Source organism: Variovorax sp. 10N412 (assembly GCF_056394985.1).
The window spans coordinates 25,737-45,959 of the sequence record NZ_JBFTIO010000006.1 but is presented as its reverse complement, the minus strand read 5'-3'; the positions used below and the strand labels follow the sequence as shown (position 1 = coordinate 45,959).

The following is a 20,223-nucleotide window of genomic DNA, read 5'->3' as shown; positions in this document are numbered from 1 at the left end:
GCGCTCATGCGTGCTTCTCCGTTGCGTTCACGGAAGTCGCGCGCTGCGACTTGCGGCGCGCCACGAACAGCGAGGCCATGCCCTTGGGCAGGAACATCATGAAGAGCATGAGGATGCCGCCGTAGATGATTTCCTGGTACGACGGGGCCTGGCGCAGCAGCTCCGACGCCAGGCCGAACACGATGGCGCCGGCCACCGCGCCGCGCACCGAGCCCAGGCCGCCCACCACCACCATCGTGAGGATCAGGATGGTGGTCTGGAAGCCCAGGCTCTCGGGGTGGATGAACGAGGTGAACAGCGTGTACATGCCGCCCGCCACGCCCGCGAAGGCAGCCGACAGCACGAAGGCCGTGACCTTCACCGCGCGGGTGTTCACGCCCATGGCCACGGCCGCCACGTCGCTCTCGCGCACCGCGCGGAACGACGAGCCCAGCCGCGAGCGCGCCAGCGCGACGGTGAGCCACAGCATCAGCGCCGCGATGGCCACCACGAAGGGGTAGGCCTGCAGGTCGTTCATGAGCTGGTAGCCGCCGAGCGAGGCCGACTTCATCTGCAAGCCGTTGGAGCCGTTGGTCACGGACTCCCAGTTCAGGAACACCCACTGCATCGCCTCGCCGAAGGCGAAGGTGGCCAGCGCCAGGTAGATGTCGCGCATGCGCAGCGCCAGCAGCCCGATGACCCAGCCCAGCGCCGCCGACAGCACCGCGCCCGCGAGGATCGACACGAAGAAAGGCGGCTGCCACTGGTTGTTGATGAGCCCGGCCGTGTAGATGCCGATGCCGAAGAAGGCCGCGTGCGACAGCGCGAACTGGCCCGTCTCGCCGATGACCAGGTGCATGCCCAGCGCCAGCACCGAGAACACCATCAGCAGGTTGACCACGTACAGCACGTAGCCGCTGGTGGTGAAGGGCAGCACGGCGAGCACCACGGCCATGCCGAGCAGCACGCCGCGGTCCCACCACGGGGACGAAACTGTGGACGCGCTCATACCTTCTTCACCTGCGGCTTGCCGCCGAGCAGCCCCTGCGGACGCACCAGCAGCACCACCATGATCGCCACGAAGGGCGCCACCACGATGGCATTGGACGAAATGAAAAGCCCCACCAGGTTCTCGACGATGCCGATGATGAAACCGCCGACCACCGCGCCCGGCAGGCTGGTGAAGCCGCCGACGATGGCCGCCGCATAGGCCAGGATGGCGATGTGGCCGATGTCGGGCGTGATGAGGATCTTGGGCGTGATCAGCAGCGCCGAGATGGCCGAGATGACGCCCGTGAGCGCCCAGATCTTCATGCGGATGCTGCCCAGCTTCACGCCCACGATCTGCGCGCCGCGCGGATTCATGCCCACCGCGCGCATGGCCTGGCCGGTGCGGGTGCGCGTGAACATCAGGTACAGCAGCACCATCACCACCACGGCCGAGCCGAAGATGGCCAGGTCGAGCAGCGTGAGCGAGGCCTGCCCGATCATGACCGGGTCCTGCGGCACCAGCGAGGGCAGCGAGCGCGGCGTGTCGCCCAGGCCCGTCTTGCGCACCAGGCCCTTGAGCAGGTAGGCGAAGCCGAGCGTGGCAATGACGAGCTGCACGCCCACGCCGCGCGAGGCGGTCACGCGCTGCATCACCACGCGCTGGAACGCGGCGGCGAGCAAGGCGGTGACCACGATGCTCGCAAGCACCGCGGCCCAGTAGGGCCAGCCCCACACCACCAGCGGGAACAGCGCGGCGTAGCCGCCGGCCATGAAGATTTCGCCCTGCGAGAAGTTCGGCACGTCGGTGGTCTTGAAGACCATGACGATCGCCACCGCGAGCAGCGCGTAGACGCTGCCGGTCACGATGCCGGACAGCACGCCCTGCTGCAGGAAAAGCCAGATGTCGGAGAGGCTCATGGGATCGCCGCCGCCCTCAGGGCTTGTACTTCCACACGCTCTTGTAGCTGCCGGGCACCAGCGCCATGTTGCTGCCGTCGAACTTGATGTAGATGGCCGCCTCCTGCGCGGCACGGTCGTCGGGGCCGAACTCGATCGGGCCGGCCATCACGCCGGAGTCGAACTTCATGGTCGACAGCGCGGTGAGCACCTTCTCGCGCGTGGGGTTCGGGCCGGCCGCCTTCAGGGCGTTGACCACCGCCATCGCGGGCGGGATGCCGTAGGGCATGTAGGCCTGCGGATGGCCGGGCTTGGACGCCAGGTCGGGGTAGGCGGCCTTGTACATGTCGTACACCCACTTCAGCTTGGGACCGCCGGGCACGTCGGCCAGCACTTCCTGGATGTAGACGTTCTTGAACGCGTCCTTGTTGCCCACGTTCTCCACCAGCTGCTTCAGGTCGGCGGTGGAGTTCACGGCCAGCACGATGGGCTTGTTGAAGCCGAGCTCGAAGGCGCGCTTGACGATCAGGCTCACGGGCCGCGCATAGGTGGTGAGCAGCAGCACATCGGGGTTGGCGGCCTTGATCTTCAGCATGGGCGCCGTGACGTCGGTGATGTTCGGGTTGACCGACTGCACCTGCAGGTCGACGCCGCCGAGCGCCTTGGCCTGTGCCTGGGCCGACTCGAGGTTCCAGCCGCCGTAGGCGTCGTCGTGGTTGATGTAGCCGATCTTCTTCGCCTTGAGCTGCTCGCTCGCGAACTGCACCATCGAGCCGCCCACGGCGTGCTGCGAGATGGAGAACGCGCCGTAGATGTACTTCGACGGCGGATACAGCGCGCCGTCGCCCGAGGCGTTGAGCATCACGAGCGGAATCTTCGCGCGCTCCACGTACTCGCGCGCGCCCACCACGGCGGCCGAGCAGGAACCGCCGTTGAGCAGGAACACCTGGTCCTGCTCGGTGAGCTTCTTCACCGCGGCCAGCAGGTCGTTGGCGTTGCAGCGGTCGTCTTCCACCACCAGCTCGATCTTGCGGCCGTTCACGCCGCCTTCCTTGTTGACCTTGTCGTAGTACATCTTCGCGGCGTTGATCACGTCGAAGCCGTAGTTCATCGACGCGCCCGACATCGGCGAGAACATGCCGATCTTGATGGTCTTGTCGGTGAGGCCGGGTTCGGCCTGCGCGGCGGCGCCGCCCGCGAAAGCGCACAGCGCGAGGGGCGCCAGGGCCGAAATCAGGAAGTTCTTTTTCATGGGCTGTCTCCGTTGGAATGGGTGAGTGAAAGAAAACCCGCGCGCCTACTGCATGCGGTAGCCGCCGTTGACGTCGATCACGTTGCCCGTGATGTACGCCGCCTGCTCCGAGGCCAGGTAGTCGACCGCGCCCGCCACGTCGTCCACCGTGCCGATGCGCCCGAGCGGAATGTTGGCGGCGGCGGCCGTGAGCGCGCCGCTGCTCTGCACGGTGCCGCGCAGCATGTCGGTGTCGATCAGGCCGGGGGCCACCGAATTGCAGGTGACGCCCAGGTGCGCCGATTCGCGCGCCATGGCCTTGGTGAGGCCGAGCACCGCCGACTTGGCGCCGATGTAGGTTGCGCTCGCGCGGTAGCCGCCGAGCTGCGCCGCCACCGAGCCGAAGGTGACGATGCGCCCGTGCGCCACGGGCGCCGCCTCGCGGCGGCGCAGGTAGGCGCGCCCGCACAGGAACACGCTGCGCGCGTTGACGGCGAAGGTGCGCTCCCAGTTCTCCAGCGTGGTGTCCTTGATGGGCGAGCGCTCGCCACCGGGCTGCAGCAGCACGCCGGCCACGCAGATGAGCGCGGCGACCGGGCCGAGCCTGGCCTCGATGTCGTCGAACGCGGCTTCGACCGCGGCCTCTTCGCTCACGTCGAACTGGCGGAAGTCGTGGCCCTCGCCCAGCGACTGCGCCACGGCGCGCGCGTTGTCGCCGTCGATGTCGGCCACGACGATGCGGTAGCCGCTGGCCGCGAGCCGACGGCACACGGCCTCGCCGATGCCGCGGCCGCCGCCGGTCACGAGGGCCAGCCGGCCGTGGGGTTGTGCATGATGGTCCGCCATGGGCTTCAAGGTCTCCGGGCCGCCTGCGGGGCGGCTTGAAAGTTGATCGAGGGTCGCATTGTGTATACATGAGCACATCCATGCGCCCTCGTTTTCCCTAATAACGCCAACTATCGTCCCAATTTACGGGCATCATGTATACCTGACATGGACACACTCTCCCAACAAGTCACCGAGACGCTGCGCACCTGGATCCTTCACGGACGGCTCGCTCCGGGCACGCGCGTGGAGGAAGTGCCGATCGCGGAAAGCCTCAAGGTGTCGCGCACGCCGGTGCGCGCCGCGCTGGCCGCGCTGGCGATGGAAGGGCTGATCGACCACCAGCCGAAGAAGGGTTACCTGGTGCGCTCGTTCGCGCTGGAGGACATCCTGGCGGCCTACGAGGTGCGCTCGGTGCTGGAGGGGCTGGCCTGCCGGCGCTTCGCCGCACTGGGGGTGGACGACGCCACCGCCGCGCTGCTGCGCGAGTGCCTGCGCGAGGGCGACGAGATCCTGGCGAAGGGCCGGCTGCTGCTGGACGACCTGGCGCCCTACCAGCAGATGAACGTGAAGCTGCACAACACGCTGATGCACGGCGCGCGCAACCCGTGGGTGATGCGCTTCGGCGCGCAGGCGCAGGCGGTGCCGTTCGCGTCGGACCGGATCATGCTGTGGAACGACCACGGCGTGATCCTGCGCTCGCACGACGACCACCACCGCATCGTGCAGGCCGTGATTTCAGGCGATGCCGCGCGCGCCGAGCAGCTGATGCGCGAGCACGTGTACTACGCGGGCATCCTGCTGCGAGACAACTACCAGCGGCTGCTGGACGAACGCAGCCGCGAAGGGCTGCCGCCCACGCTCATGACCGAACCTGCCGAGCCGCCAGCTTCCTGATGCGCAGCATGCCCTCTTGCGCGGCCGAGGCCACCAGCCGGCCGTCGCGCGCATAGAGGCTGCCGCGGCACAGGCCGCGCGCGCCGCCCGCGCTGGGCGAGTCGAGCACGTACAGCAGCCAGTCGTCCATGCGGAAATCGCGGTGGAACCACATGGCATGGTCGAGGCTGGCGGGGCGCACCTGGCCGCTCATGAAGCTCAGGCCGTGCGGCAGCATGGCGGCGCGCAGCAGGCCGTGGTCGGACGCATAGGCCAGCAGCGCGCGGTGCACCATCGGGTCGTCGGGCAGCGGCGCGACGGCGCGCATCCAGATGGCGCTTTGGGCCGAGGTCGGGCGCACCTCGGGTGCGATCAGGTCTTCGGGGTCGACGCGGCGGTACTCGATGCCGTGCGGCTGCGTCGCCTTGGCGCGCCAGGGCTCGGGCAGCCGGTCGCCCAGGGCGATGCGCTGGTCGAGCTCGCTGACCAGGCCTTCGGGGCCCGCCACTTCGGGCATGTCGAATTGGTGGTCGACGCCGTCGTCCACGGTCTGGAACGAAGCCGACATCTCGAAAATGATGCGCTCCTGCTGGCGCGCCACCACGTGGCGGGTGGTGAAGCTGCGGCCGTCGCGCACGCGGTCGACGCTGTATTCGATGGGCGCATGCTCGCCCGGCAGCAGGAAGTAGGCGTGCATCGAGTGCACCGGGCGGTCGGCGCCGACCGTGAGGCTGGCGGCCATCAGCGACTGGCCGAGCACCTGGCCGCCGAACACGGCGGGGGTGCCGATGTCCTCGCTCTGCGCCAGGAAGCGGTCGCCGCCCAGGGGCTCGAGCTGCATGAGCGAGACGAGTTCGTTGACGAGGCGGGCGGCGGTGGCGGGGTCGATGATCATCGGGAAGGAGCAGTCAGGGGCTGGCAAAAAGGCAAGCTCCGACCATAGCAAAGGCCGGGCCCGCAGGCTGTCGCGGCCCGGTCAGCACGCATTGCCGGCGCGGCTACCGGTACAGGCAAAAGCCCATGACGCGGGCGCTGCAGGTGAAGTCGGTGCCGCCCTGGACCACGCGCACGGGCACGCCGCCCAGCAGCATCGAGCCGTCGTCGGCATACACCAGCGGCGTGGGCGCGGCCTTGGTGAAGGCGCCGCTGAGCGTTTCCTGCTCGACGTAGGCGAGGTACTGGCGCCTGGAAAAGTCGACCTTGTCGGCCGACTTCAGCGGCGCCGCTTCGTAGCGCTTGCCGTAGACGGTGCCGAAGTAACGCAGCGCCGGCCCGGTGCGGTCGCCGTATTTCACGTCCGCCTTGGCAAAGCCGGTCTGGACCAGGAAGCTGCGGTCTTCGGGCGTCAGGTCGGCGTCGAACGCCATCAGCACGTACTGGCCTTCGAAGCTCTGGTTGCGCGCCACCTTGAACTCGCCGATCAGGGCGGGCACGACCTTCGCGCGGCCGTCCCAGCGCAGCAGCGCCGCCACGGAAGGGTCGCCGTCGAACACGTAGTGGTACTTCTCGCCGGCGATGGCGACCTTGCGGCCGTCCTTGGCCGCCACGAAGCTCAGGATGCGGTCCTTGCCATGGACCGGGTCGCCTTCGGGGGTGCTGGCGCAGCCCATCTGCAACAGGCCGAGGGTGGCGCAGGACAGCGCCAGGAGAATGCGACGCGCGGTGGTCGGCAACGACAGGAAGTGCACTTTTCGTCCGGGGTTCGAGTTCATCAAGCCCCGGACTCTAGCGTCATCCCGCCGTGTTCGCCGCGCTCAGCGGTCGAGGTCGGCGCCGTCGGCGAGCAGCTTCTTCTGCAGCGCCGCCACGTCGACCGCGGCAAAGGCCGCGCCGCCCAGCGACGCCGCCGCCGTGCCCGCGGCCTGCCCCATGACGAAGCAGCCGCCGCTCGCGCGCGCGGCCGACTGGCCTTCGTGCGTCATCGACGCGCAGCGCCCGGCCACCAGCAGGTTGTCGAGCGCCTGCGGCACCAGCATGCGCCACGGCAGGTGGTTGTAGGCGTTGTCTTCGTCGCGCGGGAAGGCCCATTCGATGCGGCCGTCGGCATGCATCTCCATCGGCCAGGCGTTCAGGCCGATGTTGTCGTCGAACCTGGCCGAGCCCAGGATGTCTTCGCGCTGCAGCGCATACAGCCCCTGGATGCGCCGCGTCTCGCGAATGCCCACCTGCGGCGCGATCTCCACGATGGCCGACTGCGCGAAGCCCGGCACCTCGGCCTTCAGGAACCTGAAGTACTCGGTGATCTGGCGGCGGCCCTCGAGCTCGCCGTCGGTGAGCTCCTGCGCGTCCACGCCGTTCATCGCGCGGCCCTGGGCGTTGCGGATCTGCGTGACGTTGGCGCGCCACTCGCGCGGGTCCTTGTTGGGCCGCAGGATGGCGCCTTCGCGCGGAAACTTGTAGACGCCCGGCTTTTGCGCCTCGGCGCGCGCCATGAAGTCGTTGATGGCCTTGAACTCGCCCACCGCCTCGAGCGCGGCCGGCGCGTCGACCTGGCCGATGCGGAACATGGTGGTCGGGAACAGCCCGCTGCCGTGGCCGTCGCCCACCTCGAAGGGCACGCCGGCGAAGGCGGCCACGTCGGCGTCGCCGCTGGCGTCGACGAAGGCGTTGGCGCGGATGGCCTGGCGGCCCGACTTGGTCTCCACCACCAGCGCCGCGATGCGGCTGCCGTCGCGGATCACCGCGGCCGCATAGGCATGGAACAGCAGCTTCACGCCCGCCGCTTCGAGCAACTGGTCGGCCGCGAGCTTGTACGCCGAGGTGTCGTACGAGCGCACGCAGATGCGCCCGCCCATGCCGTTCTGCGGATCGTTCATGCCGTTGAGCGCGGCGATGCGCTCGATCAGCTGGTCGACCACGCCGTGCACCAGCTGCGTCATCTCGCCCCTGCGCTTGCCGTACAGGCCCGCGAAGTTGGTGACGCCGCCCGCGGTGCCCATGCCGCCGAGGAAGCCGTAGCGCTCCACCAGCAGCGTGCTGGCGCCGTGGCGCGCCGCGCTCACGGCCGCGGCGATGCCGGCGGGGCCGCCGCCGACCACGACCACGTCGTACTCGCCGAACACCGGCAGCTCGCGCGCCGGTTCATGCAGGGTCTGGGCGCTCATCACTGCAACTTGATGCCGCGGGCGGAAATGATCTTGCTCATGATGGCCGCCTCTTCGGTCACGCGCGTGCGCATGCCGTCCGGCGAGGTGCCCACGGCCTGCCAGCCTTGTTCGAAGAGCTTGCGGCGCACGTCCGGGTCCTTCATGACGACTTCGAGTTCGCGGCTGATGCGCGCCTGTGCGGCCTTCGACAGGTTGGCCGGGCCCAGCAGCGCCACCCACACCTCGAGGTTGAAGTCTTTCACGCCGGCGTCGGCCAGCGGCGCAATCTCCGGCACCAGCGCGCTGCGCCCGCCGGTCAGGCCGATGGCCTTGAGCTTGCCGGCCCGGATCTGCGGCATGGCCACGCCCGGGGGAATCAGGCCCATCTGCACCTGGTCGCCCAGCATGGCGGTGATGACCTGCGGGTTGCCCTGGTAGGGCACGTGCTCGGGCTTGAAGCCGGGCACGCGCGTCTTGAGCAGTTCCATGCCCAGGTGGCCCACCGAGCCGATGCCGACCGAGCCGTAGTTCCACTTGTCGCCGGCCTTGCGGCCCGCGTCGAAGAAGGCGGTGCCCGAGGGCAGGTTGTTCTGCGCCACCAGCACCAGCGGCGCGGTCGCGATCAGCGACAGGTAGGTGAAGTCCTTGACCGGGTCGTACGGCAGCTTGGCGTACAGCATCTTCGACGACGTGAGGTTGCCGTTGATGACGATGCCCAGCGTGTGGTCGTCGGTGGCCTTGGCCACCTGGTCGGCCGCGATGTTGCCCGAGGCGCCGGCCTTGTTGTCCACCACGATCGGCTGGCCCAGCGCCTTGGACAGCGGCTCGGCGATGGTGCGCGCCGCGATGTCGGGCGTGGAGCCGCCGGGGAAGCCCACCAGCAGGCGGATCGGCTTGGTCGGCCAGGCGGCGTTCTGCGCGCTGGCGGTCAGCGGCAACGCGGCGGCGGCGGCCAGGCCGCAGGCAATCAGGAGGGCTCTCTTGGTGGCGTGCATGGAAATGTGAAGAATTGTCAAAAAAACGAAGAGGGCCAGCTTAACTGCCGAGCGGAAGGGTGGGCAAGGCGCGGCCCGCGCTATTCGAGGCTGATGTTGCCCCTGCGCACCAGCTCGCCGTACACCTTCGACTTGGCCTCGGCATTGCGCTCGATCTCCTCGGGCGACCACGCCAGCGGCTCGAAGGCGAAGGTGTCGAAGCGGGCGCGAATTTCGGGGTCGGCGATGACCTTGGCCACGTCGGCGTTGATCTTCGCCTTGACGGCCGCCGGCACGCCCTTGGGCGCGAGCAGCGACACGAACGAATTCACCTCCAGCGAGGCCGGGCCACCGGCCTCGGCCATGGTGGGCACGTCGGGCATCTGCGGAATGCGCCTGGCCGCGGCCACCGCGATGTAACGCAGCTTGCCGGCCTTGTAGATGCCCTGGCTCGACGGAATGCTGGCGAAGGCCCATGGCACCTCGCCGGCGCCCACGTTGGCATACAGCTGCGACACCTCGCGGTAGGGCGCGTGGCGCATGCGGATGCCGGTGAGCGCCTCGAGCTGCTGGGCACCCAGGTGGCCCGGGCTGCCGACGCCCCACGAGCCGTAGACCACGGCGTCGGGGTCGGCCTTGGCCGCGGCGATCAGGTCGCCCATGGTCTTCCACTTCGAGTCGCTGCCCACGGCCACGAAGAAGGGCGTGCGAAACAGCGAGGCCACCGGGTCGAAGTGCTGCAGCGTCACGAAGTTCTTCGACTTGTACAGGTGCGGCAGCGCGGCGATGTGCTCGCTGTCGAGCTGCAGCAGCGTGTAGCCGTCGGGCGCGGCGCGCCGGGCCTGGTCGATGGCGATGAAGCCGCCGCCGCCGGGCTTGTTGTCGATCAGCACGCGCTGGTTCCACAGACGCGAGAGCTTGTCGGAGACCAGGCGCAGCACCGCGTCGGGGCCGCTGCCTGCCGCGAACGGGGTGACCAGGGTCACGGGCTTGTTGGGATAGTCGCCGGCCTGGGCCAGCGCCCCGGTGGCCGCCGTCAAGGCAAGGACGCCTGCCAGCAGTGCGCGCGAGAAATTCATGTCTTTGTCTCCTGGGCGTGACCTTGGTGGCCGCCTCGATGGTTGTGGATGATGAAAGAAACAGGTGTCAGTGCGGCGAAAGCGCGGCGGCCGCCTCGGTCCTTGCCGAAGCCGGCGCGTGCAGTGCCTCGGGTGCATCGTCCAGGCACTGCTCGGGCCGCCAGGCGTAGAGCCACTCGACCGCATCGTAGAAGCGTTCCGGCGAGCGGCCGACCCACAGGCTGTTGCGCACCAGGCGCTCCACGCCCTTGGCGTGGTACAGGCGCCCCATCTCGCGCACCGACAGCACCACGCGCGCGGTGCGGGCGACACGCGCCGCCTCGTACAGCCTGAACGCGGCGGGCATGTCGAAAGCGCAGGCCTTCACGGCCTCGCCGAGCGTCACCGCGTCTTCGAGCGCCATGCACGCGCCCTGCGCGAGGTACTGCATCATGGGATGCGCCGCGTCGCCCAGCAGCGTGGCCGCACCCTCGCTCCAGCGCGCGACCGGGTCGCGGTCGGCGGTGCTCCAGCGGCGCCACGACGTCGGGCGGTCGAGCAGCTGGCGCGGGCGCGCATGCACGCCCTCGAAGTACGAGAGCACTTCTTCCTTGCTGCCGTCGCTCACGCCCCACTCTTCCTTCTCGCGGCTGTGGAAGGTGACGACCAGGTTGTATTGCTCGCCGTGGCGCAGCGGGTAGTGCACCAGGTGGCAGTCGGGACCGGCCCAGACCACGGGCGCGTTCCAGCGCAGGTCGGCGGGCATGTCGGCCGCGGGCACCACGGCGCGGTAGACCACGTGGCCCGACACGCGCGGCGCGTCGCCGATGAGCGCGTGGCGCACCACCGACTTCACGCCGTCGCAGCCGACGATGGCGTCCGCCCTGAATCGGCGGCCGTCGCGGGTGACGGCGGTCACGCCCTGGCCGCCGATGTCGACCGCCTCGACCTGCGCCGAGGTGTGGAAGCGGATCAGCGGATGCTGCTTCACCGCCTCGTGAATGGCGCCGTGCAGGTCGGCGCGGTGGCTCACCGCGTACGGGTTGCGAAAGCGCGCGCGGAAGGCATCGCCGACCGGCACCGAAGCCACCTCGCCGCAATCGACCGCGTCCATCATCACGAGCCGGTCGGTGAACACCGAGCCCCTGCGCACCGCCTCGCCCACGCCCAGCGCGTCGAGCGCGGCGAAGGCGTTGGGGCCCAGCTGCAGGCCGGCGCCGATCTCGCCGATGGCGGCGCTCTGCTCCAGCAGGTCGACGGCCACGCCGATGCGCGCGAGCGCCAGCGCGGCGGCCATGCCGCCGATGCCGCCGCCGACCAGCAGCACGGTGGGAGGGTTCTTGGGGGCGGATGCGGTCATGGGGCGGCCTGTGCTTTCTCGTGCGGGACTCAGTCGATGCGAACGGTCAGCGACGGCAGGCGCTCGATGCTCACCTTGATCGTCTGGCCGGGCTTGACCGCGCCCACGCCTTCGGGCGTGCCGGTGAAGATCAGGTCGCCGGGCTGCAGCGTGAACAGCGTCGACAGGTTGGCGATGACTTCGTTCACCGACCAGATCAGGTGCGTGATGTCGCTGTTCTGGCGCACCTGGCCGTCGACTTCCAGCGTGATGCTGCCGGCGTTGATCTCGCCCACGTCGGCCAGCGTGCGCAGCGGCGCGATGGGCGCGGAGAAGTCGAAGGCTTTGCCGATTTCCCACGGGCGGCCCTGCTCGCGCATCTTCATCTGCAGGTCGCGGCGCGTCATGTCCAGGCCGACCGCGTAGCTGTGGATGTGGCTGGCGGCCTGGTCGATGGCAATGTCCTTGCCGCCCTTGCCGATGGCCACCACCAGCTCGGCTTCGTAGTGGTAGTTGCTGGTTTGCGGCGGGTACGGAATGTGGCCGGTCGCGCCTTCGGCGACGGGCACCACCGACGCGTCGTCGTTGGGCTTGCAGAAGAAGAACGGCGGTTCGCGGTCCGGGTCGAAGCCCATCTCGCGGGCGTGCGCCGCGTAGTTGCGGCCGACGCAGTAGACACGGCGCACGGGGAACAGCTTGTCGGAATCCACGATGGGCAGGCCGACGATGGAGGGGGGTGTGAAGACAAAGGACATGAAGGCTCCTGCCGCACGCGGCGGCACACGGTCAAAACAAGTGGAAGGAAAAAGAGTCGCCGGGCTTCAGGCGTCTTCGAGGAAGGCTTCGCGCAGGATGCCCATGGCCTGCTGCACGGGGCGGTCGGAGAAACTGAAAAGCACGGTGTCTTCGTTCGGAGACAACAGCCGCAGCGGTGCCCAGGACGGCACCACGAAGGTGTCGCGCGGACCGAAGTCGAAGCGCTGGCCGGCAATCTCGGCCGTGCCGTGGCCTTCGACCACGCTGTACACGGCGCCGTCGGTCGCGCGGTGCGTCTTGCCCGCGAAGCCTTGGGGCAGCAGCTGCAGGTTGGTCGAGATGGTCGGCATCGGCGAGCCGCCCGTCAGCGGGTTGATGTAGCGCAGCTTGTGGCCCAGCCAGGCGTCGGGCGCCTCCTGCTTTTGCAGTTGGGCCAGCGCCTCGCGGCTGCGCGCATAGGGGTAGTTGAAGATCGGCGAGGTGGCAGACACATGGTCGTGACGCACCGGCACCATGTTGTGGCCGAAGCGCGCCAGGCTGTGGCCTTCGGGGCGCGACACATGCTGCACCTTGGCGTCGTCGTTCTCGGCGAAGCCGGCGTCGAAGAAGCGCAGCATCGGAATGTCCAGCCCGTCGAGCCACACCACCGGCTCGCTCACGCCTTCGATGCCCTCGTTGCCATGGTCGTGCCAGGCCCACGAGGGCGTGATGATGAAGTCGCCCGGGTACATGGTGGTGCGCTCGCCGCCCACCGTGGTGTACGCGCCCTTGCCGTCGACGATGAAGCGCAGCGCCGACTGCACATGGCGGTGCGAAGGCGCCACCTCGCCCGGCATGATGAGCTGCAGGCCGGCATAGATCGACTGCGTGATCGACGAGTTGCCCGGCAGCGCCGGGTTCTCCAGCACCAGCACGCGGCGCACGGCTTCTTCGGCGGTGATGAGGTCGGCCGACGCCATCAGCAGCGGGCGGATCTCGTCGTAGCGCCACAGGGCGGGCACGCAGGGCGTCTGCGGCTCGCGCGGCACCAGGGCATGCAGCGATTCCCACAGCGGCGTGAGGTTCAGGGGGCGGATGCGGGCGTAGTAGTCGCTGCGCTCGGCCGCATTGGATGGCGCGGTTTTCATGGGCGTGGGTGTCTCCGTTGCGGGCATTGTTGAGCGGCACCACTATTTCCTCAAGACCGGCGGCCAATACACGGAATTCGAAATTTCGATAATGGTGCTTTTCGCAGCTTTCGCATTCCAACCGGCGCCAGAGGAAACCTGTCCATGTCCAAGCTCGATCTCGAATGGCTCGCCGTGTTCGACGAGGTCTACAAGACCGGCAACGTGTCCAAGGCGGCCGAGCGGCTGGGCATGGCGCAGGCGGCGGCGAGCACCGCGCTGAACAAGCTGCGCGCGCACTTCGACGACCGCCTGTTCACCCGCACCGCGCAGGGCATGCAGCCCACGCCGCACGCCGAGCGCATCTACCCGAACCTGCGCGAGGCGCTGGCCCAGCTGGCGCAGGCCCAGGGCAACCGCAGCAGCTTCGAGCCCGCCCAGGCGCAGCGGCGCTTTCGCATCTGCATGACCGACATCAGCGAGGTGGTGCTGCTGCCCGGCCTGCTCGACCACCTGCGCCGCGCGGCGCCGGGCGTGCACATCGAGACCGAGATCATCTCCACGATCAGCGGGCGCCGCCTGCAGGACGGCGAGGTCGACCTGGCCGTGGGCTTCATGCCGCAGCTGGACGCGGGCTTCTACCAGCAGACGCTGTTCATGCAGAACTTCGTGTGCCTGGCGGCGCGCAACCACCCGCGCATCGGCGCCAAGCTCACGCGCAAGCGCTTCGAGGCCGAGGCGCACGCGGTGGTGTCCACGTCGGGCACCGGACATGCCATCGTCGACACGACCATCGCCCGGCTGGGGCTCAAGCGCGACGTGGTGGTGCGGCTGTCGAGCTTCCTGAGCGTGGCGCGCATCGTGGCGCACACCGAGCTGATCGTGGTGGTGCCGCGCATCCTGGGCCAGGTGCTGGTCACGCAGGAGCCGGTGAAGCTGCTGGAGCCGCCCTTCGCCCTGCCCGCCTACGCCGTCAAGCAGCACTGGCACGAGCGCTTTCATGCCGACCCGGGCAACGCCTGGCTGCGGCGCACGCTGGCCCAGCTGTTCAGCGGCAGCTGAGCGCGCATGCCGGAGCGACGGGCGGCGTCCTCGGGTATTCGGGCGCTCGCATAATCGCGGCTCCCGAACCCACAGCCCTACGAAAAAGGCGGCCCCCATGTCCTCGATCACCCTGCGGTTCCTCGCAGAACCCAGCACCGTCAACTTCGGCGGCAAGGTCCACGGCGGCACGGTCATGAAGTGGATCGATGAGGCCGGCTACGCCTGCGCGACCAGCTGGGCCAAGCGCTACTGCGTCACCGCCTTCATCGGCAGCATCCGCTTTCACCGCCCGATCATGATCGGCGACCTCGTCGAGGTGGAAGCCCGCCTGGCCTACACCGGCACCACCAGCATGAACATCTCGGTCGAGGTGCGCAGCGGCGACATGAAGGGCGGCGTGATGGAAAAGACCACCGAATGCCTGATCGTGTTCGTGTCGGTCGACTCGCACGGCCGGCCGCTGCCGGTCGAGGCCTTCGCGCCGGTAACGCCCGGCGAAATGGCGCTGGCCGAGCGCGCCAAGGCCCACCTGGACGCCAGCCGCGCGGCAGGCGCCACGCCCTGAGGGTGCCCGGCTAGGCGGAAAGCTCTAACGGCGAGGGGCGCGGGCGGCTAGAGTCCTGCGACCCGACCCCTTTCAAGGAATTTCTCGCATGGCCACCTCCGGCAACCACGACGACAGCAGCGACAACGGCAAATCCTCCGACCGCATCAAGGACTCCGCCCAGCAGATCTGGCTGGCCGGGCTCGGCGCCTTCGCCAAGATGCAGCAGGAGGGCAGCAAGGCTTTCGAGGCGCTGGTCAAGGACGGCGCCGGCATGCAGAAGAAGACCCAGCAGGCCGCCGAGGAAACCCTGAGCCAGGCGCAGACCCGCATGGCCGGCTTCGCCAGCGAGTTCGGCACCAAGGCCGCCGGCCAGTGGGGCAAGCTGGAGAACATCTTCGAAGAGCGCGTGGCGCGCGCGCTCGAAAAGCTCGGCACGCCCACGGCCGCCGACATGGCCGCGCTGCAGGCGCGCGTCGACGCGCTCGAGGCGCAACTGAAGAAGCAGCACGGCGGCGCGCCCAAGGAAGCCGCCCCGGCGCGCGCCAGCCGCAGCGCCGCGCGCAAGACGGCGGCCCCCGCCGCCAAGAAGACCACCTTGCGCCGCAGCAAGGCTGGCTGACCCCGCGCAGGCCGAACGCGGCCTGCCCGGATTGCGGCACTGCACCAAAAATCAGTCCCGCGAAACATGTCCTGCGCCATCCATGGCGCGGTGCACATACGCTAGAGTGTCCCCAACAGACCACGAGACAAACGGGGGCACCGACATGGCAAAGAAGGCGCCACGACGCACGGCGCAACGCATCCTCGAAGCCGCATTGGACCTGTTCAACCGCTTCGGGGAGCCGAACGTCTCGACCACCCTGGTGGCGGGCGAACTCAACATCAGCCCGGGCAACCTGTACTACCACTACCCGGCCAAGGAAGAGCTGATCAACAAGCTCTACGACGGCTACGAGGCCGAGCTCAACGAGCTGTTGCACGCCAGCGAAGGCGTGCACGACGTGGAGGATGCATGGTTCTTCATGCACACGCTGTTCGAGCTGATCTGGCGCTACCGCTTCCTGTACCGCGACCTGAACGACCTGCTCAGCAAGAACCGGCACCTGGAAACGCAATTCCAGCTGGTGCTGAAGCACAAGGCGCGCGCCATTCGCCAGCTGATTGCCGGGCTGAGCCGCGCCGGCCACCTGGAGATCGACGCGCACGAGGTCGACACGCTCGCGCAGAGCATGGTCGTCGTGCTGACCTACTGGCTGAGCTACGAGTACGTGCGCAACCCGCGCGAGGCGCTGGAGCCCTCGCACGCGCAGGGCGCGCTGATGCGCGGCGCCCACCACACGCTGCACCAGCTTGCGCCGTACCTCGAGCGGGAGCAGCGGCGGCATCTGCTGACGCTCAGCCATGCCTACAACGGCGACGATGCTCCACAGCGCGGCAGCAACGCGACACCTTCTGTCGACATGGCGGTCTAGACACATGCCCCACCCTGACTTCCAACCCCTCTCGCTGATGTCCGCCCACCCGGCTGCCGCGAACGCCGACCCATGGAAGCCGCTGCCCTGGGCCGACGTGCCGCGCTACGACGCGCGCAGCGTGGCCTCGCACTGGCCGCGCCTGCATGCCGGCCATGAGCTGCCCGTGCCGGACGAGCGCTCGCCGCTGGCCGAGGGCTGGGCCCTGTACCACAGCGGCGAGTTCGAGCGTGCCGCCATGCTGGGCCTGCTTCACGGGGCCGAAGGGCTGGCGCTGGCCAACCAGGCCACCGCCATCTACGCCAACTACCTGGAGCCGCGCGAGGCCGTGCGGCTCGCCATGTTCCGCCAGGTGATCGAGCGCGCCGGCGCGCAGGCCGCGGCCGAGCCCGACAACTGCCAGGCGCTGTACTGGCAGGCCTATGCGCTGGGCCGCTACAGCCAGGGCATCAGCGTGGCGCGCGCGCTGGCCCAGGGGCTGGGCAGCAGGCTCAAGGGCACGCTGGAACGCGTGATCGAGCTGCAGCCCCGGCATGCCGATGCGCACCTGGCGCTGGCGTCGTTCCACGCCGAGGTGATCGACAAGGTGGGTGCGCTGGTCGGGCGCATGACCTATGGCGTGCGGGCGGAAACGTCGATGGCGCTGTTCGAACGCGGGCTCGAGCTGCACCCGCATTCCGCCGCCGGGAAGATGGAGTACGCGCGCGCCCTGCTGATGCTGCACGGAGACTCCCGCATGGGCGAAGCCACCGACCTGTACGAGCAGGCCGCGGCGTTGAAGCCGGCCGACGCGCGCGAACGGCTCGATGTGGAGCTGGCGCGTGCGGGCCTGAAAGACTGAGCCGGTACCCATGGGTACCGCGCAATTTAAGATGCGCGTTTTCAGCTTTTCAAACCGACCGACATGTCCGATCTCCATGCCCAGTTCGAAGCCGCACAGGCCCACTCCAAACTGCTCGCCGAGCGCCCCGACAACCCCACGCTGCTGAAGATCTACGGCCTCTTCAAGCAGGCCACCGAAGGCGACAACACCGCCAAGAAACCCAGCTTCAGCGACATCGTGGCCCGCGCCAAGTGGGATGCGTGGACCGCGCAGAAGGGTGCGAGCGCGGACGAGGCCAAGCAGAAATACATCGACCTGATCGAGTCGCTGCGGGACTGATCGGCACCCGCTTCAAGCCACGATCCCGCGCGCATGCAGCGCGGCGATCTGCTCGGCGCTCAACCCGATTTCCTTCAGCACCGCATCGGTGTCCGCGCCCAGCGCCGGCGCGTTGTGCCGGTGGCTGGCCGGCGTGAGCGACAGCTTGGGCACGAAGCCGGGCACGGCGAGCGCGCTGCCGTCTGGCATGCGCACCTGCTGCAGCATGCCGCGCGCGGCGTAGTGCGGGTCGGCCGCGATGTCGGCGATGGTGTAGATGCGACCCGCCGGCACGTGCGCCGCGTCGAGCGCGGCCAGCACCTCGTCGACCGTGCGCTGCGCGGCCCAGTCGCCGATGGCGGCGTCCAGCATCTGCACCTGCGCCACCCGCCCCGCGTTGCCCGCGAGCGCCGCGTCGGCCGCGAGATCGGGCCGGCCGATGCATGCCATCAGGCGGCGAAAGATGCTGTCGCCATTGCCCGCGACGATGGCGTAGCCGCCGTCCTTGCAGCGGTACGCGTTGGTCGGTGCGATGCCCGGCAACGCGCTGCCGGCCGCCTCGCGCACCGCACCGAAGGCGCCGTACTCGGGCAGCAGGCTTTCCATGCAGTTGAAGACCGCCTCGTACAGCGCCACGTCGATCACCTGGCCGATGCCCTTCGGGTGGGCGGCGCTCACCGTGGCATGCCGGTGCTGCATGGCCAGCAGCACGCCGATCACGCCGTGCAGCGACGCGAGCGTGTCGCCGATCGACACGCCCACGCGCACCGGCACGCGGCCCGGCTCGCCCGTGAGGTGGCGCAGCCCGCCCATGGCCTCGGCCACCACGCCGAAGCCGGGCCGGTCGCGGTAGGGCCCGCTCTGGCCATAGCCGCTGATGCGCAGCATCACGAGCGCGGGGTTGGCCGCCAGCAGCTGGTCGGGGCCCAACCCCCAGCCTTCCATGGCGCCGGGGCGGAAGTTCTCGATCAGCACGTCGGCCTCGGCCGCCAGTTGCCGAACGATCGCTTGGGCCTCGGCCTCGCGCAGGTCGAGCGCCAGCGAACGCTTGTTGCGCGACTGCACCTGCCACCACACCGAGGTGCCGTCCTTCAGCAGCCGCCAGGTGCGCAGCGGGTCGCCCGCGCCGGGCGGCTCGATCTTGATGACCTCGGCGCCGAAGTCGGCCAGCGTGCGCGCCGCGAAAGGCCCGGCGATGAGCTGCCCGAGCTCGATGACCTTGAGGCCGGCCAGCGGGCCGGCCACGGGTGGAGAAGAGGTTGTCGTCGTCATGGCGCCAGAGTGTGCCGTGTCGCTGGCAAACTGGCTGGATTCCAACCCGGGGCTGCAGCGGCCGCAACCCCGATTCCAAGAGACAACACACCATGAAATACGTGATCGGCGTCGACATCGGCACGCAGAGCACCAAATGCCTGCTGGTCGGCATCGACGGCAAGGTGCATTCGCAACGCAGCGTGGCCTACCAGCCCGAGACGCCCAAGCCGCTGTGGGCGCAGCAGGACTGCGCGGTGTGGTTCGACGCGGTATGCGAAAGCGTGCGCGCCTGCGTGGCAGCCAGCGGCCTGGCGCCCGCGGACATTGCGGCAATGTGCGTGAGCAGCCTGTACGGCGGCGCGGGCATCCCGGTCGATGCAGCGATGCAGCCGCTGCACCCCTGCCTGATCTGGATGGACCGCCGCGCCACTGCCGAGGTCGCGTGGGTGAACGCGAACGTGGACGTGCCGCGGCTCGAGGCCATCACCGGCAACGGCGTGGACAGCTACCACGGCTTCACCAAGATCCTGTGGGTCCGCGAGCACCTGCCGCAGGTGTGGGAGGCCACGCGCTACTTCCTGCCGCCCAACAGCTACATCAACTGGCGGCTGACGGGCGAACTCGCGGTGGACCACAGCTCGGCCGGCAACATCGGCGGCGTGTACGACGCCGAGCGCCGGCAGTGGTCCGAAGAGGCGATGCGCATGCTCGGCATTCCGGCGCACCTGATGCCGCCGCGCCTTGTGGAATCGAGCGACGTGGTCGGCGGGCTGAGCGCCGGGTGGGCGGCGAAGCTGGGCCTGGCCGAAGGCATGCCGCTGATGGCGGGCGGGGTCGATGCGGCCGTGGCCACCTTCTGCGCGGGCGTGACCGGCAGCGGCGACCATGTCGCGATGATCGGCACCAGCATGTGCTGGGGCTTCGTGAGCCCCACGGTCGATGCGCGGCACCAGCTCATCACCATGCCGCACGTGTACCGCGGCGCGGACCGCAGCTATGTGTTCGGCGGCGCGATCACGGCGGGTGCGGCCGTCACCTGGTTCCGCGAAGCGTTCTGCCAGGCCGAGGTGGCCGAGGCCGCGCGCACCGGAGCGGACGCGCACGCGCTGATCGAGCGCAAGGCCGTCGACGTGCCGCCCGGCGCCGAAGGCCTCGTCTTCCTCCCGTACCTGATGGGCGAGCGCAGCCCCATCTGGGACGCACAGGCCAAGGGCGCGTTCATCGGCCTGTCGCTCGCGCACAGCCGCGCGCACCTGTACCGCGCGGTGCTCGAAGGCGTGAGCTTCGCGCTGCAGCACAACATCGAGGCGGGGCGACGCAGCGGCCAGCCGCTGGACGACCGCCTGATCGTGGTCGGCGGTGCGGCGCACTCCGACCTGTGGATGCAGATCGTGGCGGACGTCACGGGCTACCCGGTGTTCACCATCGAGGAAGAAGTCGAGGCTGCATTGGGCGCGGCGATGCTCGCGGCGCTGGGTGCGGGGCTGGTCGATGCGGCGACGGCCGAGCGCGGCTGGGTCACGCTGGTGGAACGCGCAAGGCCCCGGCCCGAGGCGCAGGCGGTGTACCGCGAACGCTTCGATATCTACAAGTCGCTCTACCCAGCGTTGCGCGGTGCGATGCACCGGCTGAGCTGAAGCCTGGCGCC

General features: G+C 69.2%; 21 protein-coding genes. 8 read left to right on the top strand and 13 right to left on the bottom strand.

The features are described from left to right. Positions 1 to 4 precede the first annotated feature (4 nt). The 4 genes from AC1DJH_RS16165 to AC1DJH_RS16150 are packed head-to-tail and all read right to left on the bottom strand — an operon-like array spanning position 5 to position 3,943. Positions 5 to 988: a branched-chain amino acid ABC transporter permease gene (locus AC1DJH_RS16165; RefSeq protein WP_478186339.1), complete on the bottom strand. Its 984-nt coding sequence runs from the start codon at positions 986 to 988 to the stop codon at positions 5 to 7. Continuing rightward, complete coding sequence (locus AC1DJH_RS16160) at positions 985 to 1,887, bottom strand: branched-chain amino acid ABC transporter permease (protein WP_472113725.1); 903 nt, start codon at positions 1,885 to 1,887, stop codon at positions 985 to 987. The genes AC1DJH_RS16165 and AC1DJH_RS16160 overlap by 4 nt, the downstream gene beginning before the upstream one ends. Before the next feature lie 16 nt (positions 1,888 to 1,903). After that, complete coding sequence (locus tag AC1DJH_RS16155; protein WP_478186338.1) at positions 1,904 to 3,118, bottom strand: ABC transporter substrate-binding protein; 1,215 nt, start codon at positions 3,116 to 3,118, stop codon at positions 1,904 to 1,906. Positions 3,119 to 3,163: 45 nt separating this feature from the next. Further along, the gene (locus AC1DJH_RS16150; protein WP_478186337.1) at positions 3,164 to 3,943 is read right to left on the bottom strand and encodes an SDR family NAD(P)-dependent oxidoreductase; all 780 of its coding nucleotides are present in this window, start codon (positions 3,941 to 3,943) and stop codon (positions 3,164 to 3,166) included. A 147-nt stretch (positions 3,944 to 4,090) separates the two neighbouring features. Here AC1DJH_RS16150 and AC1DJH_RS16145 point away from each other — a divergent pair, with 147 nt between their 5' ends. Continuing rightward, a complete protein-coding gene (locus AC1DJH_RS16145) occupies positions 4,091 to 4,819 on the top strand; it encodes a GntR family transcriptional regulator (protein ID WP_478186336.1) in 729 nt (242 codons plus the stop codon). On the opposite strand, the gene AC1DJH_RS16140 is transcribed toward AC1DJH_RS16145, so the two are convergent. The 8 genes from AC1DJH_RS16140 to gtdA form a co-directional block, all read right to left on the bottom strand. Then, positions 4,785 to 5,693 (bottom strand): acyl-CoA thioesterase, encoded by a 909-nt coding sequence (locus tag AC1DJH_RS16140; protein WP_478186335.1) that lies wholly within the window; start codon positions 5,691 to 5,693, stop codon positions 4,785 to 4,787. The two genes, AC1DJH_RS16145 and AC1DJH_RS16140, sit on opposite strands and share 35 nt — an antisense overlap. Before the next feature lie 103 nt (positions 5,694 to 5,796). Continuing rightward, the gene (locus AC1DJH_RS16135; protein ID WP_478186334.1) at positions 5,797 to 6,510 is read right to left on the bottom strand and encodes a hypothetical protein; all 714 of its coding nucleotides are present in this window, start codon (positions 6,508 to 6,510) and stop codon (positions 5,797 to 5,799) included. 42 nt (positions 6,511 to 6,552) lie between these two features. After that, a complete protein-coding gene (locus AC1DJH_RS16130; protein WP_478186333.1) occupies positions 6,553 to 7,902 on the bottom strand; it encodes an FAD-dependent oxidoreductase in 1,350 nt (449 codons plus the stop codon). After that, the gene (locus tag AC1DJH_RS16125; protein WP_478186332.1) at positions 7,902 to 8,879 is read right to left on the bottom strand and encodes a Bug family tripartite tricarboxylate transporter substrate binding protein; all 978 of its coding nucleotides are present in this window, start codon (positions 8,877 to 8,879) and stop codon (positions 7,902 to 7,904) included. Before AC1DJH_RS16125 ends, AC1DJH_RS16130 begins: the two co-directional genes overlap by 1 nt. An 80-nt stretch (positions 8,880 to 8,959) precedes the next feature. After that, positions 8,960 to 9,937: a Bug family tripartite tricarboxylate transporter substrate binding protein gene (locus AC1DJH_RS16120; protein WP_472113743.1), complete on the bottom strand. Its 978-nt coding sequence runs from the start codon at positions 9,935 to 9,937 to the stop codon at positions 8,960 to 8,962. A 67-nt stretch (positions 9,938 to 10,004) separates the two neighbouring features. Next, positions 10,005 to 11,276, bottom strand: coding sequence for a 3-hydroxybenzoate 6-monooxygenase (locus tag AC1DJH_RS16115; RefSeq protein WP_478186331.1), 1,272 nt, complete (start codon positions 11,274 to 11,276; stop codon positions 10,005 to 10,007). 29 nt (positions 11,277 to 11,305) lie between these two features. After that, on the bottom strand, positions 11,306 to 12,010 hold the full coding sequence (locus AC1DJH_RS16110) for a fumarylacetoacetate hydrolase family protein (RefSeq protein WP_478186330.1): 705 nt from the start codon (positions 12,008 to 12,010) through the stop codon (positions 11,306 to 11,308). A 66-nt stretch (positions 12,011 to 12,076) separates the two neighbouring features. Next, positions 12,077 to 13,138 carry a gentisate 1,2-dioxygenase gene (gtdA, locus tag AC1DJH_RS16105; protein WP_435487165.1) on the bottom strand — a complete coding sequence of 354 codons (1,062 nt, stop codon included), beginning with the start codon at positions 13,136 to 13,138 and terminating at the stop codon, positions 12,077 to 12,079. Positions 13,139 to 13,282: 144 nt separating this feature from the next. Between gtdA and AC1DJH_RS16100 the strand changes: the two genes are divergently transcribed. From AC1DJH_RS16100 to AC1DJH_RS16075, 6 genes are all read left to right on the top strand, one after another. Further along, positions 13,283 to 14,179 carry a LysR family transcriptional regulator gene (locus AC1DJH_RS16100; RefSeq protein WP_478186329.1) on the top strand — a complete coding sequence of 299 codons (897 nt, stop codon included), beginning with the start codon at positions 13,283 to 13,285 and terminating at the stop codon, positions 14,177 to 14,179. 97 nt (positions 14,180 to 14,276) lie between these two features. Further along, positions 14,277 to 14,726 carry an acyl-CoA thioesterase gene (locus AC1DJH_RS16095; protein ID WP_472113757.1) on the top strand — a complete coding sequence of 150 codons (450 nt, stop codon included), beginning with the start codon at positions 14,277 to 14,279 and terminating at the stop codon, positions 14,724 to 14,726. Positions 14,727 to 14,814: 88 nt separating this feature from the next. Beyond that, on the top strand, positions 14,815 to 15,327 hold the full coding sequence (locus AC1DJH_RS16090; RefSeq protein ID WP_478186328.1) for a phasin family protein: 513 nt from the start codon (positions 14,815 to 14,817) through the stop codon (positions 15,325 to 15,327). Between the two features lie 145 nt (positions 15,328 to 15,472). Beyond that, positions 15,473 to 16,180: a TetR/AcrR family transcriptional regulator gene (locus tag AC1DJH_RS16085; RefSeq protein WP_478186327.1), complete on the top strand. Its 708-nt coding sequence runs from the start codon at positions 15,473 to 15,475 to the stop codon at positions 16,178 to 16,180. Between the two features lie 4 nt (positions 16,181 to 16,184). Next, positions 16,185 to 17,021, top strand: coding sequence for a hypothetical protein (locus AC1DJH_RS16080; protein ID WP_478186326.1), 837 nt, complete (start codon positions 16,185 to 16,187; stop codon positions 17,019 to 17,021). 63 nt (positions 17,022 to 17,084) lie between these two features. After that, on the top strand, positions 17,085 to 17,342 hold the full coding sequence (locus tag AC1DJH_RS16075; RefSeq protein ID WP_478186325.1) for an acyl-CoA-binding protein: 258 nt from the start codon (positions 17,085 to 17,087) through the stop codon (positions 17,340 to 17,342). 12 nt (positions 17,343 to 17,354) lie between these two features. On the opposite strand, the gene AC1DJH_RS16070 is transcribed toward AC1DJH_RS16075, so the two are convergent. Then, complete coding sequence (locus AC1DJH_RS16070) at positions 17,355 to 18,593, bottom strand: CaiB/BaiF CoA transferase family protein (RefSeq protein ID WP_478186324.1); 1,239 nt, start codon at positions 18,591 to 18,593, stop codon at positions 17,355 to 17,357. Positions 18,594 to 18,685: 92 nt separating this feature from the next. On the opposite strand from AC1DJH_RS16070, the gene AC1DJH_RS16065 reads away from it, so the two are divergent. Further along, positions 18,686 to 20,212 (top strand): FGGY-family carbohydrate kinase, encoded by a 1,527-nt coding sequence (locus AC1DJH_RS16065; protein WP_478186323.1) that lies wholly within the window; start codon positions 18,686 to 18,688, stop codon positions 20,210 to 20,212. Positions 20,213 to 20,223 lie beyond the last annotated feature (11 nt).